Raw genomic sequence first — 24,804 nt, 5'->3', positions numbered from 1 at the left:
GTGCGGCTACAGCCGCAAGGCGCCGCCGTAGCCCGTGAGTTCCAGGTAGCCCAGGCCGATGCGGCGCCCGGCCTCGTTCACCAGCTCGGACAGGCCTTCCCAGTACAAGGTGCCGGTGCTGGCGCGGCTGTCGAGCTCCTGCGCGTCGGCCAAGGCCCGCACCTCGTGGCGGCCGGCCGGCGTGACCACGCGCCAGGCCACGGGCCAACTCACGCCGGTGGCCGGGCTGCGCCAGCGGCGCACGGCCTCGAAGCGCAGCTCGGCCGGCTCGAAGGCCCGCACCGCGCCGCCGGCCGCGCGATGGCTGCCGCCGGCCCACAGTGCGCTGCCGTCGGCCCGCCGCAGCTGGAAGGCCGTCAGCGCGCCGCCGTCGAACAGGTTGACGCCGATCCAGTCCCAGCCCACGGCCTGGGGGTGCAGCAGCGCCTCGCTCCACTCATGGTCCATCCAGGCGCGGCCGTCGGCAAAGGGCTGCTCGCGGCCCTGCACCGTGATGCGGCCGCGCACCGCCAGCCGCGGCTCGGTGACGTAGTGGCTGGACTGCGCCTCGTCGGGCCCCTTGCGGCTGAAGCCGGCGTCGCCCTGCAGCAGCAGCGGCTGCGTGCGCGCCAGCTCGAGCTCGAGCGTGAAGTCGCGTGCGGGGATGCGGCTCGTCCAGCGCGCGCCGGCGGCGTCTTCCTCCAGCGCCACCCGCCAGGGGCCGATGTGCACGCGGGCGGTGTCCTGCGCGGCGGCGGCCAGGGGCGCGGCGGGGTCGCCGGTCCAGCGCACGATGCGTTGGTCGTGCACGTGGCGCGCGCCGTCGGGGGTGAGCAGGGTGACGGCGGCGTGCGCGAACAGCAGCTGCCGTGCCGCGAAGCGGCTGGGGTGGCCCTGCGCCAAGCCCGTGCGTCTGCGGAAGAAGGTCACCTGGAAGCCGCCCACCGGCTGCGTCTCGGTGCCCAGCCAGCCGGTGAGGTACCACCACTCGGTGCGGCAGCCCGGGTGGGCGCCGTGGTCGCGCGGGAAGCGCAGCCTGCGGCCGCGACGCGGGATGTCGTCGTTCTCGGCCGGCTCGCCTGCGGCCAGCGCGGGCGCCAGGCCCGTGGCGCCCAGCCAGGCAGCCAGCCAGCGGCGGCGGGCGGGGTTCACCAGTCCTCCCGCACGGCGCGCACGGCCGGGGCGCGCGCCGCGTTGCGCGCCGTCAGCGCCGCGGTGGCCACGCCGGCCGCCAGCACGGCCAGGGCCAGCGCCGCCAGGCTCGCCCAGGGCAGCACGAGGTCCATGGTCCAGTGAAAGCTCTGCGGGTTGACGACGAACACCAGCACCAGGCTGATCGCCACGCCCAGCACCAGCCCCATCAGCACGCCGGCAGCCACCCAGGCCAGCGCCTCGGCGGCGACCAGCCGCACGACGTCGCCGCGCACGAGGCCCAGGTGGGCCAGCAGCCCGAACTCCTTGCGCCGCGCCAGCACCTGTGCGCTCAACGAGGCCGCGATGCCCACCAGGCCGATGGCGATGGCGACCGCCTGCAGGTAGTGCGTGACGGCAAAGCTGCGATCGAAGATGCGCAACGAGAGCTTGCGCAGCTCGGCGCTGCTGGCGAACTCCAGCAGCCCCGGCTCGGGCACGGCGGCCCGCAGCGCCTGCTGCACGTCGAACGCCACGGTGCCGGGGGCGAGCCACAGCGCGAGGTCGTTGACACGCCCGTCGCCGCTCAGGCGCCGGTAGTCGGCCTCATCGATCACCACCGTGCCGAACTGGCGCGCATAGTCGCGCCACACGCCGCGCACCCACAGCTCGCGGGGCGTGCCGGCCACCGGCATCGTGAACGGCCGGCCCGGCGCAGCGCCGTACAGCGACACCAGCGCCTCGCTGACGAACACGCCCACCGCGCCCGCCGGCGCCGGCCGCGGCGCGGCCAGCAGCGGCAGCACGGCGGCGGGGTCGGCCAGCGGCCGCGCCACCAGCACGACGGCCGGGCGGCTCTCGTCCAGCACCACCGGCACCACCCGCGCGGCCTCGACGCGCAGCACGCCGGGCACCGCGGCGGCCTGGGCCACGAAGCCAGGCGGCAGCCAGGCCTGGTTGGCCACGGCGCTGCTCGTCGCGGTGCGGGCGTACAGGTCGGCCGGCAGCACGGTGTCGAGCCAGCGCGCCACGCCGTCGCGGAAGCTGGCCACCATCACCGTGATGGCCACACTCAGCGCCAGGCTGGCCACCACGCCGGCCACCGCCGCCGTGGCCGTGCCGCGCTGGTGGCGCGCGCGCTGCAGCGCCAGCAGCGCCAGCGCGCCCTGCGGCCGTGGCCAGCGCGCCAGCAGCGCATGCACGGTGGTCGGGATCAGCGCCACGCCGCCCACCAACAGCAGGGCCACGGCAGCGTAGGCCGCCAGCGGCAGCCCGGCCACCGGCGGCGCCAGCGCGGCCAGCGCGCCCGTGCCCACCAGCGCCAGCCCGGGCCAGGCCGGCGGCGCGCCCGCGCCCAGCGCAAAGCCCAGGCCCTTGAGCGCCTGCGCCGGCGCCAGCCGCTCGGCCTGCCGCGCCGGCCACCAGCCGCCCACCAGCGCCGACACCAGACCCAGCGCGCCGAACACGGCCACGCCCAGCGGCTCCACCTGCAGCCGCGGCGCGATGCCGGGGAAGTAGCCACCACCCAGGTCGCCGGCCATCCAGCGCAGCGCCGCAGCGGCCATCGCCGTGCCGGCCACGAGGCCCAGCAGGGCGCCCGCCAGGCCCAGCGCCGTGCACTCGGCCAGCACCAGCGTGCGCCGCTGTGCCGCCGACAGCCCCAGCACGCCCAGCAGCGCCAGTGCCGGTGCGCGCTGCGCCACGCCCAGCGACACCACCGAGAACACCAGGAAGGCGCCGACGAACAGCGCCACCAGCGCCAGCACCGTGAGGTTGACGCGGTACGCGCGCGACAGGTTCGACACGCGCTGCTCATCGGCCCCCGGCGTGGCGGCGCGCACGCCCTCGGGCAGCTCAAGGCCGCGCACCCAGGCATCGGGGTCGGTGCCGGGGGCCAGACGCAGGTCGATGCGGGTGAGACGGCCGAGCGCGCTGAAGTGGGCTTGCGCCCCGGCGAGGTCCATCACCACCACCGGCGTGCCGCCCACGGCCACGCTGCCGGCGTGGCGCAGCGACACGGTGGCCGGGCCGCTTTGCAGCGCGATGCGCTCGGGCGGCCTTCCGCCCAGCGCCGCCAGCGCCGCGGCGTTGACAAAGGCCGCGTCGGGGTCGAAGGCGGAGAAGCGCCGCTGGCCTTCGCGGTCGCCGTCACGGTCTTTGCTCTCCGGATCGGCCGCGCGCGGCAGCAGCTCCGGCGCCAGCGGCGCGGCGCGCAGGACGTCCAGCCCGATCACGCGAACGGCCACGCGGCGGCCGTCGGGGCGCTCAAGCAGCGTGTCGATCTCCAGCACGGGGCTGGCGATCTCCACCGCGGCGTCCTGCGCCACGCGCTCGAAGAGCGCGTCGGGCACGGCGGGGCCGCGCAGCGAGAGGTCGGCGTCGCCGTTGGCGGCGCGCACGGCGGCGCTGAACTCGGCCAGCGCCGACTGGTTGATGAGGTGCACCGACCACGCCAGCGCCACGCCCAGCGCCACAGCCAGCAGCGCAGTGGCATGGCGCCACGGATGGTGGCGCAACTCGCGCCACAGCAGCAGGCGCAGCAGGGCCGGGGTCATGCGGGGCAACGACGTGTGGTTACGCCCGGGCCGGTTCGATGCCGGTGGGCGTGAGCCGCAGCACGCGGTCGGCCGCCGCCGTGGCCGCGGCCGAGTGCGTGACGAGCAAGCAGGCCGCGCCACTGCCGCGCACCTGCTGGCGCAGCACCTGCAGCACACGCTCGGCGGTGGTGGGGTCGAGGTTGCCGGTGGGCTCGTCGGCCAGGATCAAGCGCGGTGCGTGCACCACCGCGCGCGCGATGGCCACGCGCTGCAGCTGCCCACCCGACAGCTGCGCCGGCAGCCGCGCGCCCAGACCGTTGAGCCCCACGTCGGCCAGCAGCTGCTTGACTCGGGTGGCATCGGGCCGGCCCAGCAGCCGCAGGGGCAGCTCCACGTTCTCGGCCACCGTCAGGTGCGGCAGCACGTGGAAGGCCTGGAAGACGAAGCCCAGCCGCTCGCGGCGCACCTCGGCCAGGCCCGCCTCGCCAAGCGCGGCCAGGTCGATGCCGTCCAGACGCAGGTCGCCGCTGTCGGCCTGCTCCAGGCCTGCGATGCAGTTCAACAGCGTGCTCTTGCCCACGCCCGACTCGCCCAGCAGGGCCACGAACTCGCCGCCGGCCAGCTCCAGCGAGACCTCGCTGAACACGGGCACGTCGCCGAAGCGCTTGGAGAGGCGGTGCAGGCTCAGCATGGCAGCGGCCGATGATGCCGCAGCGGTGGCGTCGCTGTGCCCTGCTATCGTGCGAGCGGGCTTTGTCGCGGGCTGTTCATGGCGCGTGGCCCGGCCCCAGGCAACCCCATTCGCAGGACCGTCCCGAACCATGGCCTACACCCTCGATCTTTCCGGCCGCGTGGCCTTCGTCACCGGCGCCTCCAGCGGGCTGGGTGCCCAGTTTGCGCGCGCGCTGGCCGCGGCCGGCGCCGGCGTGGTGCTGGCGGCCCGCCGTGTGGAGCGGCTGAAGACGCTGCGCGCCGAGATCGAGAGCCAGGGCGGCGACGCCCACGTGGTGACCCTGGACGTCACCGACACCGACAGCATCGCCGCCGCGGTGGCGCACGCCGAGACGGAGATGGGCGCCATCGACATCCTCGTCAACAACAGCGGCGTCGGCAGCACCGAGAAGCTCACCGAGGCCACGCCCGAGAGCTACGACCGCACCTTCGACACCAACGTGCGCGGCGCGTTCTTCGTCGCCCAGGCGGTGGCCAAGCGCATGATCGCGCGCAGCAAGGGCGAGGCGCCGGGCACGTTCACGGGCGGTCGCATCGTCAACATCGCCTCGATGGCCGGGCTGCGTGCCTGGCCCAACATCGGCGTCTACTGCATGAGCAAGGCCACGGTGGTGCACATGACGCGCGTGATGGCGCTGGAGTGGGGTCGGTACGGCATCAACGTCAACGCCCTCTGCCCGGGCTACATCGACACCGAGATCAACCACCACGTGTGGCACACCGAGGCCGGGCAGAAGATGATCAAGGGCTTCCCGCGCCAGCGTGTGGGCCAGCCGTCCGATCTGGACGCGCTGCTGGTGCTGCTGTGCGCGAACGAGAGTCACTTCGTCAACGGCGCCGTCATCACCGCCGACGACGGCCAGGCGATATGACCGACCGATGCGGACGCTGAACGCGGCCGAGGGCCGCATCCTGGGCGTGCTGGTGGAGAAGGCCGCCACCGTGCCCGACACCTACCCGCTGAGCCTGAACGCGCTGGTGGCCGGCTGCAACCAGAAGACGGCGCGGCAGCCGGTGATGGAGCTGTCGGAGCACGAGGTGCTGCTGGCGCTGGACGGGCTCAAGCGCCTGAGCCTGGTGGTCGAGCTCAGCGGCAGCCGTGTCGTGCGCTTCGAGCACAACGCGGGCCGCGTGCTGGGCCTGCCCTCGCAGAGCGTCGCGCTGCTCGCGGTGCTGCTGCTGCGCGGGCCGCAGACGGCAGCCGAGCTGCGGCTGAACGCCGAGCGGCTGCACCGCTTTGCCGACATCTCGTCGGTGGAGGGCTTCCTCGACGAGCTGGCGACGAAGGTGCCGCCGCGCGTGGTGAAGCTGGCGCGCTCGCCGGGCGAGCGCGAGGCGCGCTGGGCGGAGCTGTTGACGGGTGAGTCGACGGAAACACCACCGTTCGGGCTGAGCTTGTCGAAGCCCAGCGCGCCGGACGCAGGCCCTTCGACAGGCTCAGGGCGAACGGAAGCGGGACCCGGCCTGCGCTTCGTGCTGCCCACGGAGGTACGGCGGGTGCACGAGTTGGTGATGCCGCTGCGCTGGGGCGACATGGACGCCATGGGCCACGTCAACAACACGCTCTATTTCCGCTACATGGAGGTCTGCCGGCTCGACTGGATCTTTTCGGTCGGCGTCGACCCCAAGCTCTCGACCGCCGGGCCGGTGATCATCAACGCCTTCTGCAACTTCCTGCGCCAGCTGGAGTTCCCGGGCGAGGTGCGCGTCACGATGAGCGTGGCCAACCCGGGGCGCAGCAGCTTCGACACCTTCCACACGATCGAGCGGATGGACGAGCCGGGTGTGGTTTACGCCGAGGGCGGGGCGCGCACGGTGTGGACGGACTACGCCGCGAAGCGCTCGGCGCCGATGCCGGACTGGTTCCGCGCCCGGCTCACAGGCTGAGCGCGCCGGCGCACGCGCTCAAGGGATCACCGAATACGGCCCGCCGGCCGCCAGCGCGCGCTGGTAGGCCGGTCGCGCCTGGCAGCGCATCAGCCAGGCGTGCAGCTTCGGGTGGCTGTGCGCGCTGAAGCCAGCGCGGCCGGCCGCGGCGGCCTCCACGGGATAGCTCATCTGCACGTCGGCGGCTGTGAAGGCATCGCCCGCGAACCACTCGCGCTGCTGAAGCTCGGCCTCCATGAAGGCGAGCAGGTTGTTGACGTTGGGGTCGATGTAGGCCTTGTGCACCTGGGCCGCGATGCCCTTGACGATGGGCTTGACGAAGAACGGCACCTTGGCGCCACGCACCTTGGCGAAGATCAGCGCCACCAGCAGCGGCGGCATCAGGCTGCCCTCGGCGAAGTGCAGCCAGTAGGTGTAGCGCCGCGCCTCGGCCGTGCCCGGCGGCGGCTTCAGGCGGCCCTGGCCGTGCGTGCCGACCAGGTGCTCGATGATGGCGCCGCTCTCGGCCACCACGGTGCCGTCGTCGTCGATCACCGGGCTCTTGCCCAGCGGGTGCACCGCTTTCAGCTCGGGCGGCGCGAGCATGGTCACGGGATGGCGGGCGTAGCGCTTCACGGTGTAGGGCGTGCCGAGCTCTTCGAGCAGCCACAGCACGCGCTGGGAGCGCGAGTTTTCGAGGTGGTGGACGGTGATCATGGCCCGCTTTGTAGCAGCTTCGTCACCAGCAGCACGAGGCCCACGGGCGCCTGCTCGTAGGCGATGCGATGGTCGGCGGCCGTGGTTGGGGTCCGGCGGCGCCGTCAGAGCAGCGCGTAGGTGGTGGTGGCGTGCGCCGCCAGCGCGCCGTCGGGGCCGCGCAGCTCCACCTCGCCGAAGGCCAGGTTACGGCCCATCTTCAGCACGCGCGCCACCACGGCCACGGTGCCGGCGTCGCCCTTGATGCCGCGCAGGAAGCTGGTCTGCAGCTGCACGGTGGTCATGGGCTTGAAGCCGCCCAGGTGCGTCATCACCGCCAGCACCATGGCGCTGTCGGCGGCGGCCATCATCGTCTGCCCGCAGAGCACGCCACCGGCGTGCACGTGCGGGGCTCTCACCGGCAGCGCCAGGCGCACCTCGCCGAGCGTGGCGGCCTCGACGCTCAGCCTCAGCTCGCCCACCCAGGGGGCGAACTGCTCATGCAGCGCCTGTTGCAGCACATCGACGGAGGCGAGGGAGGGCTGGGCCATGGCAAGGGCTTTTGGTGGACGGCGGGGCGGGCGCTGGAGGATGCCTGGGCGATCTTACGGACTGCCGAGGTCATCGCGTACGTAGTACGCTGGCGGTCTGCACCGACCCCCGAAACCCCTGCGACCCCCAACCGGAGACACCGGCACCCATGAACAAGATCTATCCCAGCGCCGCCGCCGCGCTGGACGGCATCGTCCACAACGGTCAGTTGCTCGCCGTCGGCGGCTTTGGCCTCTGCGGCATCCCCGAGGCGCTGATCGATGCCTTGCGCGACAGCGGCGCGAGTAACCTCACCGCCATCAGCAACAACGCCGGTGTCGACGGCTTCGGCCTCGGCAAGCTGCTGGCCACGCGGCAGATCACGAAGATGATCGCCAGCTACGTGGGCGAGAACAAGGAGTTCGAGCGCCAGTACCTGACCGGCGAGCTGCAGCTGGAGTTCACGCCGCAGGGCACGCTGGCCGAGAAGCTGCGCGCCGGCGGCGCGGGCATTCCGGCCTTCTTCACCAAGACGGGCGTGGGTACCCTCGTGGCCGAGGGCAAGGAAACGCGCGAGTTCGACGGCGAGCTCTACGTGATGGAGCGCGCGCTCGTGCCCGACGTGAGCCTGGGCAAGGCCTGGAAGGCCGACAAGTCCGGCAACCTCGTCTTCCGCCGCACGGCGCGCAACTTCAACCCGGCGGTCATCATGGCCGGCAAGGTGAGCGTCGTCGAGGTCGAGGAGATCGTTGAGACCGGCAGCCTCGACCCCGACTCGATCCACCTGCCCGGCATCTACGTGCACCGCCTCGTGCTGAACGCCGCGCCCGAGAAGCGCATCGAGAAGCGCACGACCAAGCAGAACCCCAAAGGCTGAGGACACGACCATGCCCTGGACCCACGACGAGATGGCCGCACGCGCGGCCCGCGAACTGCAGGACGGCTACTACGTCAACCTTGGCATCGGCTTGCCGACGCTGGTGGCCAACTTCGTGCCGGCCGAGATGGAGGTGTGGCTGCAAAGCGAAAACGGCATGCTGGGCATCGGCGCCTTCCCTGACGAGAGCGAGGTCGACGCCGACCTCATCAACGCCGGCAAGCAGACCGTCACCACGCTGCCCGGCAGCAGCATCTTTGGCAGCCACGACAGCTTCGCGATGATCCGTGGCGGCAAGATCAACCTGTCCATCCTCGGCGCCATGCAGGTGTCGGCCCAGGGCGACCTCGCCAACTGGATGATCCCGGGAAAAATGGTCAAGGGCATGGGCGGCGCCATGGACCTGGTGGCCGGCGTGAAGAACGTCGTCGTGCTGATGGAGCACGTGGCCCGCAAGAAGGATGGCTCGGGCTTCGAACTGAAGATCCTGCCGCAGTGCACGCTGCCGCTCACCGGGGTGGGCGTGGTCGACCGCATCATCACCGACCTGGCGGTGTTGGATGTGACCCCTGATGGACTGAAGCTCGTGGAGATGGCCCCCGGCGTCACGCGCGACGAGCTGCAGGCCAAGACGGGCGTGCCGCTGCATTGAGAAGCTTGCGCGAGCCCGCATCGACGGCTCGTGGCCGGCCCTTTGGGGTGATGTGGCGCCGCGCTGCCTTGGCCGCGGCGGCGGGTGCGTGCCTGGGGGCTTGCAGCAGCTTGCCTGCGCCTCGAGCACCGCCACCGGCAACCGCAGCCGTTGTGCCCGAAGGCGCCAGCGGTTTCGATGCCCGGCCCGCGCGCAGCTACGCACGGCATGCCGTGGCTGCCGCGCACCCTCTGGCAGCCGAGGCCGGCCTGGCGCTGCTGCGCGAGGGTGGCAACGCCCTGGACGCGGCCATCGCCACTGCCTTTGTGCTGGGGGTGGTGGAACCACAGGCCAGCGGCATCGGCGGTGGGGCGCTGCTGCTGCACTGGGACGGCCGACGTCTGCGCGCCTGGGACGGGCGCGAGACAGCGCCGGCCGCCGCCACCGAACACGGCTTCACCGGCCCCGACGGCCGGCCGCTGGCACTGCGCGAGGCCCAGCGCAGCGGCCTGGCGGTGGGCGTGCCTGGCGCCGTCGCGGCGTGGGCGGCGGCGCACGCGCAAGGCGGGCGTCTGCCCTGGGCGCGGCTGCTGCAGCCGGCCATCGCGCTGGCCGAGGCCGGCGCGCCCATCGGCCCGCGCCTGCACCGCCAGTTGAGCGACACGCCGACACTGCGCGACGACCCGCGCGCCGCGGCGCTGTTCTTCCGCGCCGACGGCACGCCGCGCGCGGTGGGCGAGCGCGTGGCCAACCCGGCGCTGGCGGCGGTGCTGCGGCGCATCGCGGCCGAAGGCCCCGCGGCGATGCAGCGCGGCGCCATCGCCGCCGACATCGCGCAGCGCGTGCAAGGCCACCCGCAGCGGCCGGGCCGGCTGGCCGAGGTCGATCTCGCCGCCTACCGCGCCGTCGAGCGCGAGCCGCTGTGCATGGACTGGCGCGAGCACTGGGTTGTCTGTGGCTTCCCGCCGCCTTCGTCGGGCGGCCTTGCGGTGGCGCAGATGCTGGCGCTCGCGCAGGCGGTGGAGCGCTTGCTCGGCCCGCCGGCCGACGAGCCCGAGCGCGCCCACCGCTGGGCCGAGGTCTCGCGCCTGGCCTTCGCCGACCGTGCGGCCTACCTGGCGGACCCGGCCTTCGTGGCCGCCCCGGGCGGCGACTGGCTGAACCTGCTGCAGCCGGCCTACCTGCACGCACGCGCCTCCAGGGTGGGGCCGCACAGCCTGGGCAGCGCCGAGCCTGGCCAGCCTGCGGGTAGCGTGCTGGTGGGATCGATGGCGCAGCCCGAGCCGTTGGGCACCACGCACCTGAGCGTGGCCGATGCCGACGGCGGTGTCGTCGCGCTCACCGCTTCCATCGAGGCGCAGTTCGGCGCGCAGATCGTCAGCGACGGCGGCACCGGGCTGCCAGGCGGCTTTCTGCTCAACAACCAGCTCACCGACTTCGCCTTCGCGCCGCAGGACGCACAGGGCCGACCCGTGGCCAACCGTGTGCAGCCCGGGAAGCGGCCACGCAGCAGCATGAGCCCAACCGTCGTGTTCGACCGCCGCCGCGGCCCGCTGCCCGGCGAGCCGGTGCTGGTGTTGGGCTCGGCGCTGGGGCCCTTCATCATTCCGGCGGTGGTGCGCGTGATCGATGCGACCTTGGTGCGCGGCGTCGAGCTGGGCGACGCGCTGGCCGAGCCGATGCTGGCCAGCCTCAACGGGCCTGTGACCATGCTGGAGGCCGGCCGTTGGCCCGAGCCTGTGCTGGCCGCGTTGCGCATGCGTGGCCACACGGTGCAGACGCTGCCGCTGTCCAGCGGGCTGCACGTGCTTCAGCGCACGCCGGGCGGCTGGCGCGCTGCCGCCGACCCGCGGCGCGAAGGCGATGTGCGCGGTGACTGAGTCAGGAACTGGGGCAGCGGAACGCCCCGAACGCCTCAAGAAGAATCGGCTGCGGGTTCACGCCCCCCTGCTTCAGCGTGGCACAGCGGGGGTGTGGGCCGCAGGAGTGCTCGTCCTGGCGGGGTGCACCGCGCTGCCGCCAGTGCCCCCGCCCGCAGGCGTGAGCCGCGCCTTCGACCGCCTCGCGCTGGCCGGCGGCGTGTTCGACGTCGAGTGGCACCTGCCGGCTGCCGAGACGCGCGCCTGGGTGCTGGTGCAGCATGGCTTTGCGCGCCGCTGCGCCAACCTGCGCGGAACGGCCGCGGCGCTGGCGGCGCGGGGGGTGGCTACGCTGTGCGTGAACACCGACCGCGGCGTCGAAGGCGATGCCGGGCTGGCCGGGAGCGCGCCGGTGCTGGCCCGGGCGCTGGCGGTCTGGTGGCTGTCGCCCGCGGCTCGCTCGCCCGATGGCCGCGCGGCGCCGGCACGCGCCGTCGTGGCCGGGCACTCGGCCGGGGGCTTGTTCGCGGCGCAGGTCGGTGCCGCGCTGGCAGCTCATGAGCCGGCGCGCGTGGCCGGCGCGATCCTTTTCGACCCCGTCGGCGCAGCGCCCCTGCAGGCCGCGCTGCAGGCGCTGGCCGGCCGGCCGCTGCATGCCACACTGGCGCCGCCCGTGCGCTGCAACGCTTTGCACCTGGCCTTGCCGGCGCTGCGTGCAGCCGGCGTGGCCCTGGTGCAGCCGGCCGGCGCCACGCACGTCGATGCCGAGGGCGAGGACACCGAGACCGTGGCCGTGCGCGCCTGCGGCGAGGGCCCGCCGCAGCCCGGCGTGGTGGGTGGCCTGCGCCAGTGGGCGGCCGAGGCCCTGACGGCGATGTTGCACTGAACACCTGGCGCTGAACGTCGGCGCCAGCCGCAGGTTCAGCCGCGCCGCCAGCCCTGCACCGCGCGCGCCGCCTCGCCCACGATCTCGGGCCCGCGGTAGATGAGTCCGGTATAGATCTGCACCAGGTCCGCGCCCGCCTCGAGCTTGCTGCGCGCGTCGGCACCGCCCATCACGCCGCCCACGCCGATGATCGGGAAGGTGGCCCCAAGCGCGCTGCGCAGCAGCCGGATCACGCGGTTGCTGGGCTCCAGGACCGGCGCGCCGCTCAGGCCGCCGGTCTCGTCCGCATGGCGCAGGCCCTGCACGGCGTCGCGCGCCACCGTGGTGTTGGTGGCGATCACGCCGTCGACGCCGTTCTTGCGCAGCGTGGCGGCGATCACGTCCACCTGCGCGGCCTCGAGGTCGGGGGCGATCTTCACCAAGAGGGGCACCTTGCGACCCTGCGCGCGTGCCAGCTCGGCGCGACGCTCCATCAGCAGCGACAGCAGCGCATCGAGCGCGGCGTCGCTCTGCAGCGCGCGCAGGTTCTGCGTGTTGGGGCTCGAGATGTTCACCGTCACGTAGTCGGCGTGCGGGTAGACGCCGGCCAGGCCCAGCAGGTAGTCGTCGACCGCGCGCCCGATCGGCGTGGCCGCGTTCTTGCCGATGTTCAGGCCCAGCACGCCGCCGCCGGCGCGGAAGCTGCGCGCGCGCTGCACGTTGGCCACGAAGACCTCCAGGCCCTCGTTGTTGAAGCCCAGCCGGTTGATCAGCGCCTGCCGCTCGGGCAGCCGGAACATGCGCGGCTTGGGGTTGCCCGGCTGGCCCTTGGGCGTGACCGTGCCGACCTCGATGAAGCCGAAGCCCATCGCGCCCAGGCCGTCGATGCAGCGGCCGTTCTTGTCCAGCCCTGCGGCCAGGCCGATGCGGTTGGGAAACCGCAGTCCGGCCACGGTGACGGGGTCGTCCACCCGTGCCGCGGCCCACAGGCACTGCGCGGGCGAGTTCTGCGCCCGCGCGATGGCGCCCAGCGTCAGGTCGTGGGCGGCCTCGGGGTCGAGGCCGAAGAGGAAGGGGCGCGTCAGCGCGTAGGGCACGAGGGGCATGGGGCGCGATTGTCGGGGCTGTGCCACCGGGATAATCCGCGCCATGACGACGCCCACCCCCACGCAAGATCAACTCAAGGCGCTGGTCGCCGACGCAGCCCTGGCCTACGTGCCCCCGGGCCAGGTGCTCGGCGTCGGCACCGGCAGCACGGTGGACCTGTTCATCGACGCGCTGGCCGCGCGCATCGCCGCCGGGGCGCTGCAGCTGCCGGGCGCGGTGTCGAGCTCGGAGCGCAGCACCCAGCGGCTGCGGCGCCACGGCATCACGGTCGTCGAGGCGGGCGCGGTGGAGCGGCTGGGCGTGTACGTGGACGGCGCCGACGAGATCGACGGCCGTGGCCACATGATCAAGGGTGGCGGCGCGGCGCTCACGCGCGAGAAGATCGTCGCTGATCTGGCCGAGCGCTTTGTGTGCATCGCCGATGGCAGCAAGCGGGTGCAGGTGCTGGGCCGCTACCCGCTGCCGGTGGAGGTGGTGGCGATGGCGTTGCCGCAACTGGTGCGCCGCTTCGCCGCCATCGGCGGCCGTGCGGTGCCCCGTGCCGGTGTGCTCACCGACAACGGCCACCCGATCCTCGACGTGCACGGGCTGGCCATCACCGACCCGCTGGCGATGGAGACCGAGATCAACCAGTGGCCGGGTGTGGTGACAGTGGGCCTGTTCGCACGCCACCGCGCGCAGGTGTGCCTGCTCGGCACCCAGCAGGGCGTGCAGACCCTGGTGTTCTAATGCGGGGGCGGCGGCACCCGTTGCCGCACCGGCCCCCAGCAAGGAGTGCCTTTGGCCAAGCCCAACTACTCGTTCGAGAAGCGCCAGCGCGAGCTGGCCAAGAAGAAGAAGAAGGAAGAGAAGGACCGCGAGAAGGCGCTGCGCAAGGCCGGCGGTCTGCCGCCGGCGCCCGATGACGACGCGGACGAGGCCGACGACGCCCCGGTCGCCGCGGCCCCCGAGGTCAAGCCGCCGGCCTGAACGCCGACCCTGCCGGTCAAGGGTTCTTGAGGTGATCCGGCTTCGCCGGGCACCTCAACCCCCGCGGGGGGCGGGCCGGGCGCAGCCTGGCCCTGGGGGCGCTCTGAAGGCGAACTGGCTTCGCCAGGCACCTCAACCCCCGCGGGGGGCGGGGCCGTGGCGCAGGGCCCGCACCGCCCAGCGCACCGGGTCGACGGCGTCGGCCAGGTCCTGCTCCAGCGGCCACGGCAGGCCCAGCGCCTGCGCTGCCACCAACTCACCCAGCAGCGGCGCCAGCGTGAGACCGCGCGAGCCCAATGCCGTCAGCACGAAGAGGCCCGGCTGGCGCGGCCACGCCCGCGGCTGGGTCAGGCGCGACGCAGGCAGGCCGGCAGCTGGCAGCGGCAGGGCGCCGGCGATCGGCAGGCGGTCGTCGCTGCTCACCCGCCAGCCCACACGGCCCCGGCAGGAGCCCGGCTCGGGCGTGGGCAGGCCGGTCAGCCGCGCGAACCGCTCCAGGTTGTAGCGGTGGTCGGCCTGGCGTGGCGCGGCGTCGTCGTGGCCGGGCTCGCCGGGGCGCTGCTGGGTGGCTCCACACAGCAGTCGGCCGGGTGATGCGATGGCGTAGCCGTCTCCGGCCAGCGCGCAGGCCAGGGGCGGGGCGGTGTCGTTGATCCACCAGCTCACCTGGCCACGCACGCGCTGCAGCGGCCACGGCCGCGGCAACGGCGGTGCCAGCGTGGCGGCGGCCTCGCCGTTGGCCAGCACCACCAGCGGCGCGCGTGCGAGCGGTGTGCCGCCGGGACCCAGCAGCTGCCAGCCGCCGTCTTCGGCGCGCTGCAGCGCGTGCACCGCGACGCCGCCTCGGAACTCGATCCCTGGCCTCGCCATCACCACGCGCACCCACTCGGCCGGCGCCACCCAGCCGCCGCGCGGGTGGTGCCAGGCGGGCGTGTGCAGCGCCAGGCCGGCGCGCGCGCTGGCGGCCTCGGCATCCAGCGCCTCGGCCACCTCGGCCGGCAACCCCAGCTGCTGAAGCAGCGCGTGCATCGACGCGGCCGTCTGCCCGGACGAGACCAGGCGCAGCAGGCCATCCAGCGCGCCGGTCACGCTGCCCGCCGCGAGCGCGTCGCCGTAGACCTGCGCCGCGCGCAGCGCTGCGGCCCGGAACAGGCGCGCGTAGGGCCCGTCTTCGCCGTTGACGATGGCGTGCACCAGCCCGGCCGGGTTGCCGCTGGCGCCGGCCGCCGGCTCGGGTGCGGCGTCGAGCACCGTCACGGGCACGCCGGCCTGGGCCAGCGCGCGGGCACAGGCCGCACCGGCCAGGCCGGCGCCCACCACCACCGCCGAGAGCGGATGCGCGGACCGCACCGCCAGCGGCACCGGCCCACGCGGCGGCACGCGGGGACGAAACCTCGCGGTCGTGATTTCGCGCTTGCCGCCGATGCCCGGCGCGCGCGCCACCTCGAAGCCGGCGGCCCGCAAGGACTCGTGCACCGCCCGCGCCACGCTCCAGGTGGCGGCGGTGCAGCCCGGGGCCGCCAGCCGCGCCAGCGCCTTGAACAGCGGCGGGCTCCACAGCGCCGGGTTGCGGTCGGGCGCAAAGCCGTCGAGCAGCAGCGCGTCGGCTTGCAGGCGCAACAGCGGCAGCAGCGCCGTGGCATCGCCGAAGCCCAGCGTCAGGCGCAGCCGGCCGCCCTCGAACTCCAGCACGTGCAGCCCCCGCGCCAGCGGCGGCCAGGCCGCCACGAGCGCCGCGGCCAGCTCGGGCAGCGGCGACGCGGCATGGGCCCGCGCCAGGTCGGCTGCGGCGGGCGGGTGCAGTTCCAGCGACACCAGGTGCAGCTGCGCCGGCCGCGAGGCATCGGCGCGCCAGGCGTCCCACAGCGCCAGCAGGTTGTGGCCCAGGCCGAAGCCGGTTTCGAGCACCGTGAAGTGCTCGCGCCCGGCCCAGCGCCCGGGCAGCCCGTTGCCGGCCAGGAACACGTGCTGCGCCTGCGCCAGCGCGCCAACGCGCGCGTGATAACGATCGCCGAAGTCCGGCGCCTCGGGTGGCCCGCCGTCGGCCGGGAAGACGATGCGCGCCGGCCGCAGCGGGCCCTTGTTCATGCGGCCGAGGCCCGGGCCTGGGCGTGCGCGCGCAGCCACAGCAGCAGCGGCTCGCGCACCGTCGTCAGGCCGCGGTAGGCCAGCACCGCCGGGCTCATCGATGCGATCGCGTCGTGCAGGGCCTGCGTCCGCGGCGCGTCGTGCAGCACGGCGGCCAGCGGCTGCACATCCACGAGGATGGTGAACACCGCCTGCGCCGCGCCGGGCAGCGGGATGAAGGTCTGGCGTTCGCTGCGGAACCAGGCGTGGCCCACGTCGGTCTGCGCCCAGCCATCGGGCGCCTGGTGCGCCGGGTGGGCATTCAAGTGTGGGTCGTCGCTCACATTCCAGACGAAACGTTCCCATCTCTCCCCGCTGCCCACCAGCCGCATCAGCGCGGCGCTGGCCTGCAGCAGCAGCGTGTTGTCGGCCACCGGTGCGTGGACCTCGGCGAACGACCGGCCCACCTTCTCGAGCGGAGCCCAGTGGCTGGGCAGGCAGACGGCCATCCACGGGATGGTGCCGTCGGCGGCGTTCACCACGGCAAAGTCTTCGGCGAAGGCCAGCGCCAGCAAGCCCGCCCGCCGCCAAGGGGCGGGCAGCGGGCGCAGGCAGCGCGCGATCTCGTCACCCAGGCCGAAGCGGCCAGCCTGCAGCTCCTCGACCGTGCCGTCGGCCTGGACGGCCGTGGCCAGGCCCTGGGCATGCCAGCGACCAGTGGCGTCGACGCTCCAGGCCGCGGGGTGCTCGGCGGCGGCGTGCGCGGCCAGCGCGTCGAGTGCCGGCTGCGCATCGAAGCCGCGTGCGGTCACCAGGGCCTGCGGCCAGAAGGCCGACAGCACCGCCAGTTTCTCGCGCTGGTGGCGCGAGCCGGGCGCCAGCGGCGTGAGTTGCTGCGCGCCGGCCCGCAGACGGCGCAGCCCCGGCTGCATGCGGAAGGGCGCCTGGACGGCGGCGTCGAAGTCGAAGGCGTTCACGAAAGGGGTGCATGGGGTGCAAGCTGCGTCGCGCAGCATACGGCGGCTGGGAGCGGCAGGCCCAAGACAAAGGGCGCCCATGGGCGCCCTCGGTGGCCGGCGGCCGGAGCCGCGTCAGACGCGCTTGCGGTACTCGTGCGTGCGGGTGTCGATCTCCACCTTGTCGCCGTTCTCCACGAAGATCGGCACGCTGATCTCGAAACCCGTGCCCACCAGCTTGGCCGGCTTGAGCACCTTGCCGGAGGTGTCGCCCTTGACGGCGGGGTCTGTGGTGATCTCGCGCACCACGGTGGTGGGCATTTCCACGCTGATGGCCTTGCCGTCGTAGAAGGTCACTTCGACCTGCATGCCGTCTTCCAGGTAGTGGATGGCATCGCCCATGTTGTCGGCCTCGACCTCGAACTGGTTGTACTCGGTGTCCATGAACACGTACATCGGGTCGGCGAAGTAGGAGTAGGTGCACTCCTTCTTGTCGAGGATGATCTGGTCCATCTTGTCGTCGGCCTTGAACACGGTCTCGGCGCCGAAGCCGCTGAGCAGGCTCTTCATCTTCATGCGCACGGTCGCGGCGCCGCGACCGCCGCGGCTGTATTCGGTCTTGAGCACCACCATCGGGTCCTTGCCCTGCATGATCACGTTGCCGGCGCGGATTTCCTGAGCGAGTTTCATGGTTCGACGAACGGGTTGGCGCAGGCTCGGGCGCCTGCGGCGGGTGTCGGGGGTGTCGGGGGTGTCCGCGCCGATGCCCATGGCTCCATGGGCTGGCGGCGGGCGAAAAAGCCCTCAATTCTAGCAGGGCAGGGTCATCCGGCCCGTGACGCGCCGCCGCGCCCGGCCTCGTGCACGAAGGCCTGCAGTGAGGTGGCCAGGTCGGGCAGCGTCGACTGCTGCGCCCGAAAGGCGGCCGCAGCCCGCTGCCACGACACGGTGTCGCCCGGCGCAGGCAAGCCCGGCCAGGCCGTCCCCTCGCGGCCGTTCCAGGCATGCCACAGCGCTTGCACGGCCGCCGGCAGCGCCATCCGCGCCAACAAGGCATCGACCTTGGCGTGGTGCACGCCGTCGTGCTGCGGGTAAGCCTGCCAGACGAAGGGCGCACCGGCCCACAGCGCACGCACCAGGGAATCCTCGCCGCGCACGAAGGCCAGGTCGGCGCTCCACAGCAGGTGGTCGAAGTCGGGCTGGCTCACGTAGGGCAGGGACAGCATGCGCAGGCCCGCGGGGAGGGACACACCGGACAGCGTCGTCTGGGCGGGGCCGGGCGGCACGAGCAGCAGAGTCGGCGCGTGGGCCAGGGCCTGGCACAGCGACGGCAGCAGCGGGTTGGCGTAGCTGAACAGCAGCACCACCCGCTCGCCCGGCTGCGCGGCCCAGCCGCGTTCGGCCAGCCAGGCACGGCCGTCGAAGGCCGCGCGCCGCGCCAGCAGGCCCGGCTCGCGCAGCAAGCCGCCGGTTCGCGGCGAAAAGCCCGGAAACAGAAACCACTTCTTCAGGCCATTCGGCTGCGGCGAGGGCAGGCGGTGCGCGCGTTCGACCCAGTCCTCCGCGCTCAGGTACTCGAGGTTGATCCACACAGGCGGCGACTGCCGCGCCGCCATCGCCTGCACGGCCGCGGGGGGCGGGTCGCAGCCGAAGGCCTCGATCACCACGTCGCCGGGCTCGCCCGGCACCGTCTCGGCTTCGGCCCAGGGAACCAAGAGCACGCCCGGCGCGCCCTGCGGCGCCATCCAGGCCAAGGGCGCGGCTTCGTCGATCACCAGGCGCACCTGCTCACCACGCGCGGCGAGGTCGGCCGCCAGCCGCCAACAGACGCCGACGTCCCCGAGGTTGTCGATGACGCGGCAATAGATGCTCCAGCGCAGCGGCTGCGGGCGCGGTCGTAAGGGCTGGTCCGGCACGGGCGGATTATCGAAGCCGTGGACAATCGATCGCGATGACGGCACCAGGCGACGAGTTGCAAGATCCCCCGCAGGACGAGCCGCGCGGCGAGGACCCGCCCGCAGGCCCTGGCGCCGAGCGCTCCCGGCTGCTGGCCGAGGTGGCCGCGCTGCCCGGTCTGCCCGGTGTCTACCGCTGGTTCGACGCCCAGGGCGGCCTGCTCTACGTGGGCAAGGCGCGCCACTTGCGCAAGCGCGTCTCGAGCTACCTGCAACGCGACCACGACGGCACCCGCATCGGCCAGATGGTGGCCCGCATCGCGCGGCTCGAAACCACCGTGGTGCGCACCGAGGCCGAGGCGCTGCTGCTCGAGAACAACCTCATCAAGACGCTGCAGCCGCGCTTCAACATCCTGTTCCGCGACGACAAGAGCTACCCCTACCTGAAGCTCGTTACGCACCCGTTCCCGCGCATGACCTACTTCCGCGGCGCGGTGGACCGCCGGCACCGCTACTTCGGACCCTACCCCAATGCCTGGGCCGTGAAGCAGACGATCCAGCTCATGCAGAAAGCCTTCCGGCTGCGCACCTGCGAGGACACGGTCTATGCCAACCGCAGCCGGCCCTGCCTGCTGTACCAGATCCAGCGCTGCAGTGGCCCTTGCGTGGGCCAGATCAGCGCCGAGGACTACGCGCGCGACGTGCGTGATGCCGAGCGCTTCCTGCTTGGCCAGACGCAGGAGGTCATCGAAGATCTGCAGGCGCAGATGATGGGATTCGCCGAGGCGCTGGAGTTCGAGCGCGCCGCCGCCTGCCGCGACCGCATCGGCAGCCTCTCGCGGGTGCTGCAGCAGCAGGCGGTGGACGCGAGCAGCCTGAACGCCAGCGACCGCGACGTCGACATCGTTGCCGTCAAGGTGGCGGGTGGCCGCGCCTGCGTCAATCTGGCCATGGTGCGCGGCAGCCGCCATCTGGGCGACCGCGCGCACTTCCCGACGCACGTGCAGGAGGGCGCCGCCCTGGCTGCGGCCGAGATCGCGCGCGAGGACGGGGAACGCGACCTCGGCACGCCCGAGCGCAGCGTGGAAAGCGCCGTGCTCGAGGCCTTCATCGCGCAGCACTACACCGGCCAGCCGGTGCCGCCGCTGCTGGTGACGAGCCACGCGGTCGACAAGACTCTGGTCGAGGCCCTGGCCGAGGGCAATGGCACACGCGTGCGTGCCACGCACCAGCCGCGCGAGCAGCGCCGTGTGTGGCTGGAGATGGCGGCCAAGGGGGCCGAGCTCGCACTGGCGCGCCTGCTGGCCGAGGAAGGTTCGGCGCGGGCGCGCACGCGCGCGCTCGTCGAGGCGCTGGACCTCGACGTCGAAGAGCCCGCCACGCTGCGCATCGAGTGCTTCGACATCAGCCACACGGCCGGGGAGGCCACGCAGGCCAGTTGCGTGGTCTATGAAGGCCACGCCATGCAGAGCGCGCAGTACCGCCGCTTCAACATCGATGGCATCACCGGCGGCGACGACTACGCTGCCATGCGGCGGGTGTTGACGAGGCGCTATGCACGGCTGGCCGAGCAGGCGCGCGAAGGGGGCGAGGCCGTCCCAGCCGAGGCCGAAGTGGCGGGCAAACAGCCCACCCGCGCCCCGCAGGCCCGCCTGCCCGACCTGGTGCTGGTGGACGGCGGGCGTGGCCAGGTCAGCATGGCGCGCGAGGTCTTCGAGTCGCTGGGCCTGGACATCGGCCTCATCGTGGGCGTCGAAAAGGGCGAGGGCCGCAAGGTGGGCCTGGAGGAGCTCGTCTTCGCCGACGGTCGGCCCAAGGTGCAACTCGGGCATGATTCGGCTGCCCTCATGCTGGTGGCGCAGATCCGCGATGAGGCCCACCGGTTTGCGATCACCGGCATGCGGGCCAAGAGGGCCCGCGTCCGCACCGGCGGCAGCCGGCTCGAAGACATTCCGGGGATCGGGCCGCGCAAGCGCGCCCGGCTGCTGCAGCGCTTCGGCGGGTTGCGCGGGGTGGCGGCGGCGGCGGTGGACGAACTGGCGAGTGTCGAAGGCATCGGTGCCGAACTGGCAGAGGAGATCTACCGTGCACTGCATTGATTCGACGAACTGCCTTCTCCAACATCGCCCGTGCACTTGAGCCTGCCGTCCATCGCCACCCATGTTCTTCACCGTTCCCACGCTGCTCACCTGGGCCCGCATCGCGGCCATCCCGCTGATCATCGGCGTGTACTGGCTGTCGTGGCCCATGGCGACGAAGAACCTGGTCGCGACCTCGCTGTTCGTCCTGTTCGCGCTCACCGACTGGCTCGACGGCTACCTCGCGCGCCGCCTCAACCAGACCTCGGCCTTCGGCGCCTTCCTCGATCCGGTGGCCGACAAGTTCCTGATCTGCGCGGCGCTGCTGGTGCTGCTGGAGCTCGACCGCGTCACCAGCATCGTGGCCTTGATCATCATCGGACGCGAGATCGCCATCAGCGCGCTGCGCGAGTGGATGGCGCAGATCGGCGCCACGCGCAGTGTGGCCGTGCACATGCTCGGCAAGCTCAAGACCACCGTGCAGATGGTGGCCATCCCCTTCCTGCTGTACGACGGCGGCCTGTTCGGCGTCATCGACACGCGGCTGTGGGGCACGGGGCTGATCTGGCTGGCCACGGTGCTCACGGTGTGGTCGATGGTGTACTACCTGCGCAAGGCGATCCCCGAGATCCGCGCCCGCGCCCGGTGAGGCTGCTCTGAGCGCCGCAGCTGGCCCCGCTGCCGGGCAAGAGGCGCTGCTGCGCGCGATGCCGGCGGTGTTCGTGCTCATCTGGAGCACCGGCTTCGTGGTTGCGCGCTACGGCATGCCGCACGCCCCGCCGCTGGGCTTCTTGGCCACACGCTACGGGCTGAGTGCGCTGTGCTTCGTGGCCTGGATCGCGCTGGCGCGCGTGGCCTGGCCGCAGGGCCGCGCGCAGTGGCTGCACCTGGCCGTGACCGGGGTGCTGCTGCACGCCGGCTACCTGGGCGGCGTGTGGCTGGCGGTGAAGCTGGGCCTGGGGGCGGGGTTGGCGGCGCTGATCGTGGGTCTGCAGCCGCTGCTCACCGCGATGTGGCTCAGCGGCGTCGCCTCGGGCGCCGCCCAGCGCGTGAGCGCGCGCCAGTGGGCCGGTCTGGGGCTGGGTCTGGCGGGCCTGCTGCTGGTGGTGTGGCACAAGCTCGGCGTCGGCGAAGCCGGGTCGGCCAGCGTGGGCTGTGCGGTGTTGGCGCTGCTGTCCATCACCGCCGGCACGCTCTACCAGAAGCGCTGGGTGCAGCCCTGCGACGTGCGCAGCGCCAACTGCGTGCAGCTGCTGGCGGCGCTGGCGGCGACGCTGCCGCTGGCGCTGATCGAGGCCTACTCGCCGCTGGGGGGCTGGCGCTGGCACCCGGAGCTGGCCGGCGCGATGGCCTGGAGCGTGCTGGTGCTGACCTTGGGTGGCAGCTCGCTGCTGTATCTGCTCATCCAGCGCGGCGCGGCCACCCAGGTGACGAGCCTGATGTACCTGGTGCCGCCTTGCACGGCGGTGCTGGCCTGGCTGCTGTTCGGTGAGTCGCTGGGGCCCGGCGTGCTGCTGGGTCTGGTGCTGAGCGCAGCCGGCGTGGCGCTGGTGGTGCGTTCGCCAGCCCGCTGAACATGGCATCCGGCCTGTTCCCCGGGTTCGCCGCCGACACGCGCGCGCCTGCCGGTGTGCCGCTGTTCCTGCGCCGCGGCGGGCGCGGCCCGGCGCTGCTCTTGCTGCACGGCCATCCGCAGACGCACGCGATGTGGCACCGCGTGGCACCGGCGCTGGCCGCGCGCTTCACGCTCGTGATCCCAGACCTGCGCGGTTACGGCCGCAGCGCCCGCGTGGCCGCGGCCGATGGTGGCAGCGCGCCCGCGGCCTACGCGCGGCGCGTGCAGGCGGCGGAGCTGCATGCGCTGATGCAGTCCCTGGGCCACGCCCGTTACGGCGTGCTGGCCCACGACCGCGGCGCACGCACGGCGCACCGCCTGGCCCTGGACCAGCCGCAGGCGGTGCAGCGCCTGATGCTGCTGGACGTCGCCCCCACCCTGGCGATGTACGGGCACGCCAGCGACGCCTTCGCGCGCGCCTACTGGCACTGGTTCTTCCTGATCCAGCCACCGCCTTTGCCCGAGCGCCTGATCGAGGCCGATCCGGTGGCCTACCTGCGCGACGTGATGGGCCGCCGCCACGCCGGCCTGGCCGCCTTCGACGCCGCGGCCTGGACCGACTACGCCGCCGGCATCCGACGGCCGGGCAGCGCGCAGGCGATATGCGACGACTACCGCGCCGCCGCCGGCATCGACCTGGAACATGACCGCGCCAGCCTCGAGCAGGGCCAGCTGCTCACCCCGAGGCTGGCCGTGCGCTGGGCCGAACACGGTGCCGTGGGGGCCTGTTTCGACGTGCGCGCGCTGTGGCGCAGGGCCCTGGCCGACCCCGCCCGGCTGGACGCCCGCGCCATGCCCTGCGGCCACTACATCGCCGAAGAGCAGCCTGAGGCGCTGATCGCCGACGGCCTCGACTTTTTTCAATCGCTGGAGAGCTGAACCATGCAAACCCGCCCCCACCGCATCGCCGTGCTTGCCGGCGACGGCATCGGCAACGAGGTCATGCCCGAGGGCCTGCGCGTGCTCGATGTTGCGGCCCGCCGGTTCGGCATCGCGCTGCAGGTCGAGCACTTTGGCTTTGCCAACTGCGACTACTTCGCGAAGCACGGCCAGATGATGCCGGCCGACTGGAAAGAGCAGCTCGCCGGCTTCGACGCCATCTTCTACGGCGCCGTGGGCTGGCCGGCCACCGTGCCCGACCACGTCTCGCTGTGGGGCAGCCTGCTGAAGATGCGGCGCGAGTTCGACCAGTACGTCAACCTGCGCCCGGCACGGCTGATGCCCGGCATCCACTCGCCGCTGGTCGACCGTGCCGGCCGGCCGCTGGCGCCCGGCGCCATCGACATGTGGATCGTGCGCGAGAACACCGAAGGCGAGTACAGCAGCGTCGGGGGCCGCATGTTCGAGGGCACCGAGCGCGAGGTGGTGATCCAGGAGACGGTCATGTCGCGCCATGGCGTGGACCGGGTGCTGAGGTTCGCCTTCGAGCTGGCCGCCTCGCGCCCGCGCAGCAAGCTCACCAGCGCGACCAAGAGCAACGGCATCGCCATCACCATGCCGTACTGGGACGAGCGCGTGAAGGCGATGGCCGCGCAGTACCCGCAGGTGGCTGTCGACCAGTTCCACATCGACATCCTCACCGCGCACTTCGTGCAGCGGCCGCAGCAGTTCGACGTGGTCGTGGCGAGCAACCTCTTCGGCGACATCCTGTCCGACCTCGGCCCGGCCTGCACCGGCACGATAGGCATCGCGCCCTCGGCCAACCTCAACCCCACGCGGCAGTGGCCGAGCCTGTTCGAGCCCGTGCACGGCTCGGCACCCGACATCGCCGGGCAGGGCATCGCCAACCCGATCGGCCAGATCTGGAGCGCGGCGCTGATGCTCGAGTTCCTGGGACACCGCGACGCCCATGACGCGGTGTTGCACGCCATCGAGGCCACGCTGGCCGACCCGCAGGCCCCGCGCACGCCCGACCTCGGCGGCCACGCCGGCACCGCCGACGTCGGGCAGGCCATCGCCCAGGCCGTGGCCGGCGGCTGAGCGACGCCCTTTGCACCTAGAATCCCGGCCCTGCTTGACACCCATTCGACGCGGGCGCTGTAATGCCCGCGGCCCGTGACGCTGCGCTGCGACGAGGGACGTCGCGCCCGCCACCAGACATGCCGCCTACAGGGGACCCGCGACGTGAACAAGAGTGAACTGATCGAACACATCGCCACGCAAGCCGACATCTCCAAGGCCGCGGCGTCGCGGTCACTGGAGGCCCTGATCGGCGCCGTGAAGAAGACGCTCAAGAAGGGGGAGAGCGTCACCATCACCGGCTTCGGCACTTTCACGGCGCCCAAGCGCGCCGCACGCACCGGGCGCAACCCGCGCACCGGCGCGGCGATCAAGATCAAGGCGGCCAAGGTCCCGAAGTTCCGCCCCGGCAAGGGCCTTCGCGACGCGCTCTGAGGCCCGCCCCCGGCGCGGG

At 73.0% G+C, this 24,804-nt stretch carries 24 protein-coding genes; 14 read left to right on the top strand and 10 right to left on the bottom strand.

Going from position 1 to position 24,804, the window contains the following annotated elements:
* Nucleotides 1-6: 6 nt before the first annotated feature.
* Genes KA711_13050 through KA711_13040 form a run of 3 tightly spaced genes read right to left on the bottom strand, consistent with a single transcriptional unit; the run spans nucleotide 7 to nucleotide 4,338 of the window.
* On the bottom strand, nucleotides 7-1,131 hold the full coding sequence (locus KA711_13050) for a carotenoid 1,2-hydratase (protein ID MCM0609895.1): 1,125 nt from the start codon (nucleotides 1,129-1,131) through the stop codon (nucleotides 7-9).
* Complete coding sequence (locus tag KA711_13045; GenBank protein MCM0609894.1) at nucleotides 1,128-3,665, bottom strand: ABC transporter permease; 2,538 nt, start codon at nucleotides 3,663-3,665, stop codon at nucleotides 1,128-1,130. The genes KA711_13050 and KA711_13045 overlap by 4 nt, the downstream gene beginning before the upstream one ends.
* Nucleotides 3,666-3,684: 19 nt before the next feature.
* Nucleotides 3,685-4,338, bottom strand: a complete 654-nt coding sequence (locus tag KA711_13040; protein ID MCM0609893.1) for an ABC transporter ATP-binding protein — start codon at nucleotides 4,336-4,338, stop codon at nucleotides 3,685-3,687.
* Between the two features lie 130 nt (nucleotides 4,339-4,468).
* Here KA711_13040 and KA711_13035 point away from each other — a divergent pair, with 130 nt between their 5' ends.
* Nucleotides 4,469-5,251, top strand: a complete 783-nt coding sequence (locus KA711_13035) for an SDR family oxidoreductase (GenBank protein MCM0609892.1) — start codon at nucleotides 4,469-4,471, stop codon at nucleotides 5,249-5,251.
* A gap of 7 nt (nucleotides 5,252-5,258) precedes the next feature.
* Nucleotides 5,259-6,266 (top strand): DUF480 domain-containing protein, encoded by a 1,008-nt coding sequence (locus tag KA711_13030; protein MCM0609891.1) that lies wholly within the window; start codon nucleotides 5,259-5,261, stop codon nucleotides 6,264-6,266.
* 18 nt (nucleotides 6,267-6,284) lie between these two features.
* Here KA711_13030 and KA711_13025 read toward each other — a convergent pair whose 3' ends face one another.
* Nucleotides 6,285-6,962 carry a glutathione S-transferase gene (locus tag KA711_13025; GenBank protein MCM0609890.1) on the bottom strand — a complete coding sequence of 226 codons (678 nt, stop codon included), beginning with the start codon at nucleotides 6,960-6,962 and terminating at the stop codon, nucleotides 6,285-6,287.
* 104 nt (nucleotides 6,963-7,066) lie between these two features.
* Nucleotides 7,067-7,492 carry a PaaI family thioesterase gene (locus KA711_13020; GenBank protein MCM0609889.1) on the bottom strand — a complete coding sequence of 142 codons (426 nt, stop codon included), beginning with the start codon at nucleotides 7,490-7,492 and terminating at the stop codon, nucleotides 7,067-7,069.
* Nucleotides 7,493-7,641: 149 nt separating this feature from the next.
* Between KA711_13020 and KA711_13015 the strand changes: the two genes are divergently transcribed.
* The 4 genes from KA711_13015 to KA711_13000 all read left to right on the top strand — a co-directional run bounded on the left by KA711_13015 (nucleotide 7,642) and on the right by KA711_13000 (nucleotide 11,725).
* A complete protein-coding gene (locus KA711_13015) occupies nucleotides 7,642-8,349 on the top strand; it encodes a CoA transferase subunit A (GenBank protein ID MCM0609888.1) in 708 nt (235 codons plus the stop codon).
* A 10-nt stretch (nucleotides 8,350-8,359) separates the two neighbouring features.
* Entirely contained in the window at nucleotides 8,360-9,001 is a 642-nt protein-coding gene (locus KA711_13010; protein MCM0609887.1) for a CoA transferase subunit B, read from the top strand.
* Nucleotides 9,002-9,051: 50 nt separating this feature from the next.
* Nucleotides 9,052-10,860, top strand: coding sequence for a gamma-glutamyltransferase family protein (locus tag KA711_13005; GenBank protein MCM0609886.1), 1,809 nt, complete (start codon nucleotides 9,052-9,054; stop codon nucleotides 10,858-10,860).
* Between the two features lie 160 nt (nucleotides 10,861-11,020).
* Nucleotides 11,021-11,725, top strand: a complete 705-nt coding sequence (locus KA711_13000) for an alpha/beta hydrolase (protein ID MCM0609885.1) — start codon at nucleotides 11,021-11,023, stop codon at nucleotides 11,723-11,725.
* A 35-nt stretch (nucleotides 11,726-11,760) separates the two neighbouring features.
* Here the strand turns inward: KA711_13000 and KA711_12995 are convergent, their stop codons facing one another.
* The gene (locus KA711_12995; GenBank protein MCM0609884.1) at nucleotides 11,761-12,810 is read right to left on the bottom strand and encodes a quinone-dependent dihydroorotate dehydrogenase; all 1,050 of its coding nucleotides are present in this window, start codon (nucleotides 12,808-12,810) and stop codon (nucleotides 11,761-11,763) included.
* A gap of 43 nt (nucleotides 12,811-12,853) precedes the next feature.
* Between KA711_12995 and rpiA the strand changes: the two genes are divergently transcribed.
* The gene (gene rpiA, locus KA711_12990; GenBank protein MCM0609883.1) at nucleotides 12,854-13,540 is read left to right on the top strand and encodes a ribose-5-phosphate isomerase RpiA; all 687 of its coding nucleotides are present in this window, start codon (nucleotides 12,854-12,856) and stop codon (nucleotides 13,538-13,540) included.
* A gap of 51 nt (nucleotides 13,541-13,591) precedes the next feature.
* Nucleotides 13,592-13,780: a hypothetical protein gene (locus KA711_12985; GenBank protein ID MCM0609882.1), complete on the top strand. Its 189-nt coding sequence runs from the start codon at nucleotides 13,592-13,594 to the stop codon at nucleotides 13,778-13,780.
* 132 nt (nucleotides 13,781-13,912) lie between these two features.
* On the opposite strand, the gene mnmC is transcribed toward KA711_12985, so the two are convergent.
* The 4 genes from mnmC to earP form a co-directional block, all read right to left on the bottom strand.
* The gene (mnmC, locus tag KA711_12980) at nucleotides 13,913-15,868 is read right to left on the bottom strand and encodes an FAD-dependent 5-carboxymethylaminomethyl-2-thiouridine(34) oxidoreductase MnmC (protein ID MCM0609881.1); all 1,956 of its coding nucleotides are present in this window, start codon (nucleotides 15,866-15,868) and stop codon (nucleotides 13,913-13,915) included.
* A complete protein-coding gene (locus KA711_12975; GenBank protein MCM0609880.1) occupies nucleotides 15,865-16,824 on the bottom strand; it encodes a DUF3445 domain-containing protein in 960 nt (319 codons plus the stop codon). Before KA711_12975 ends, mnmC begins: the two co-directional genes overlap by 4 nt.
* A gap of 114 nt (nucleotides 16,825-16,938) precedes the next feature.
* On the bottom strand, nucleotides 16,939-17,493 hold the full coding sequence (gene efp / locus KA711_12970) for an elongation factor P (protein MCM0609879.1): 555 nt from the start codon (nucleotides 17,491-17,493) through the stop codon (nucleotides 16,939-16,941).
* A gap of 134 nt (nucleotides 17,494-17,627) precedes the next feature.
* Nucleotides 17,628-18,683 carry an elongation factor P maturation arginine rhamnosyltransferase EarP gene (gene earP, locus KA711_12965; protein MCM0609878.1) on the bottom strand — a complete coding sequence of 352 codons (1,056 nt, stop codon included), beginning with the start codon at nucleotides 18,681-18,683 and terminating at the stop codon, nucleotides 17,628-17,630.
* A gap of 71 nt (nucleotides 18,684-18,754) precedes the next feature.
* Here earP and uvrC point away from each other — a divergent pair, with 71 nt between their 5' ends.
* The 6 genes from uvrC (at nucleotide 18,755) to KA711_12935 (ending at nucleotide 24,785) form a co-directional block, all read left to right on the top strand.
* Nucleotides 18,755-20,797, top strand: coding sequence for an excinuclease ABC subunit UvrC (gene uvrC / locus KA711_12960; GenBank protein MCM0609877.1), 2,043 nt, complete (start codon nucleotides 18,755-18,757; stop codon nucleotides 20,795-20,797).
* Nucleotides 20,798-20,858: 61 nt separating this feature from the next.
* Nucleotides 20,859-21,425, top strand: a complete 567-nt coding sequence (gene pgsA, locus KA711_12955; protein MCM0609876.1) for a CDP-diacylglycerol--glycerol-3-phosphate 3-phosphatidyltransferase — start codon at nucleotides 20,859-20,861, stop codon at nucleotides 21,423-21,425.
* A gap of 58 nt (nucleotides 21,426-21,483) precedes the next feature.
* The gene (locus KA711_12950; protein MCM0609875.1) at nucleotides 21,484-22,350 is read left to right on the top strand and encodes a DMT family transporter; all 867 of its coding nucleotides are present in this window, start codon (nucleotides 21,484-21,486) and stop codon (nucleotides 22,348-22,350) included.
* A 2-nt stretch (nucleotides 22,351-22,352) separates the two neighbouring features.
* Nucleotides 22,353-23,270, top strand: coding sequence for an alpha/beta fold hydrolase (locus KA711_12945; protein MCM0609874.1), 918 nt, complete (start codon nucleotides 22,353-22,355; stop codon nucleotides 23,268-23,270).
* A gap of 3 nt (nucleotides 23,271-23,273) precedes the next feature.
* Nucleotides 23,274-24,371 (top strand): tartrate dehydrogenase, encoded by a 1,098-nt coding sequence (locus KA711_12940; protein ID MCM0609873.1) that lies wholly within the window; start codon nucleotides 23,274-23,276, stop codon nucleotides 24,369-24,371.
* Between the two features lie 81 nt (nucleotides 24,372-24,452).
* Nucleotides 24,453-24,785 carry an HU family DNA-binding protein gene (locus tag KA711_12935; protein ID MCM0609872.1) on the top strand — a complete coding sequence of 111 codons (333 nt, stop codon included), beginning with the start codon at nucleotides 24,453-24,455 and terminating at the stop codon, nucleotides 24,783-24,785.
* Nucleotides 24,786-24,804: the final 19 nt, after the last annotated feature.

The organism is Ideonella sp. WA131b, from assembly GCA_023657425.1.
Classification (GTDB): Bacteria; Pseudomonadota; Gammaproteobacteria; order Burkholderiales; family Burkholderiaceae_C; genus Rubrivivax.
The sequence above is the reverse complement of the archived record's forward strand: the minus strand, read 5'-3'. Positions and strand labels throughout refer to the sequence as shown.

What these genes read in the sequence shown, in the direction of transcription:
- pgsA (MCM0609876.1), top strand. Translation starts at nt 20,859, where the DNA reads ATGTTCTTCACCGTTCCCACGCTGCTCACCTGGGCCCGCATCGCGGCC.
- KA711_13040 (MCM0609893.1), bottom strand. Translation starts at nt 4,338, where the DNA reads ATGCTGAGCCTGCACCGCCTCTCCAAGCGCTTCGGCGACGTGCCCGTG.
- KA711_12945 (MCM0609874.1), top strand. Translation starts at nt 22,353, where the DNA reads ATGGCATCCGGCCTGTTCCCCGGGTTCGCCGCCGACACGCGCGCGCCT.
- KA711_13025 (MCM0609890.1), bottom strand. Translation starts at nt 6,962, where the DNA reads ATGATCACCGTCCACCACCTCGAAAACTCGCGCTCCCAGCGCGTGCTG.
- efp (MCM0609879.1), bottom strand. Translation starts at nt 17,493, where the DNA reads ATGAAACTCGCTCAGGAAATCCGCGCCGGCAACGTGATCATGCAGGGC.
- KA711_13015 (MCM0609888.1), top strand. Translation starts at nt 7,642, where the DNA reads ATGAACAAGATCTATCCCAGCGCCGCCGCCGCGCTGGACGGCATCGTC.
- KA711_12995 (MCM0609884.1), bottom strand. Translation starts at nt 12,810, where the DNA reads ATGCCCCTCGTGCCCTACGCGCTGACGCGCCCCTTCCTCTTCGGCCTC.
- mnmC (MCM0609881.1), bottom strand. Translation starts at nt 15,868, where the DNA reads ATGAACAAGGGCCCGCTGCGGCCGGCGCGCATCGTCTTCCCGGCCGAC.
- KA711_12950 (MCM0609875.1), top strand. Translation starts at nt 21,484, where the DNA reads ATGCCGGCGGTGTTCGTGCTCATCTGGAGCACCGGCTTCGTGGTTGCG.
- KA711_13035 (MCM0609892.1), top strand. Translation starts at nt 4,469, where the DNA reads ATGGCCTACACCCTCGATCTTTCCGGCCGCGTGGCCTTCGTCACCGGC.
- KA711_13010 (MCM0609887.1), top strand. Translation starts at nt 8,360, where the DNA reads ATGCCCTGGACCCACGACGAGATGGCCGCACGCGCGGCCCGCGAACTG.
- KA711_13020 (MCM0609889.1), bottom strand. Translation starts at nt 7,492, where the DNA reads ATGGCCCAGCCCTCCCTCGCCTCCGTCGATGTGCTGCAACAGGCGCTG.
- uvrC (MCM0609877.1), top strand. Translation starts at nt 18,755, where the DNA reads ATGACGGCACCAGGCGACGAGTTGCAAGATCCCCCGCAGGACGAGCCG.
- KA711_13030 (MCM0609891.1), top strand. Translation starts at nt 5,259, where the DNA reads ATGCGGACGCTGAACGCGGCCGAGGGCCGCATCCTGGGCGTGCTGGTG.
- KA711_13045 (MCM0609894.1), bottom strand. Translation starts at nt 3,665, where the DNA reads ATGACCCCGGCCCTGCTGCGCCTGCTGCTGTGGCGCGAGTTGCGCCAC.
- rpiA (MCM0609883.1), top strand. Translation starts at nt 12,854, where the DNA reads ATGACGACGCCCACCCCCACGCAAGATCAACTCAAGGCGCTGGTCGCC.
- KA711_12940 (MCM0609873.1), top strand. Translation starts at nt 23,274, where the DNA reads ATGCAAACCCGCCCCCACCGCATCGCCGTGCTTGCCGGCGACGGCATC.
- KA711_13005 (MCM0609886.1), top strand. Translation starts at nt 9,052, where the DNA reads ATGTGGCGCCGCGCTGCCTTGGCCGCGGCGGCGGGTGCGTGCCTGGGG.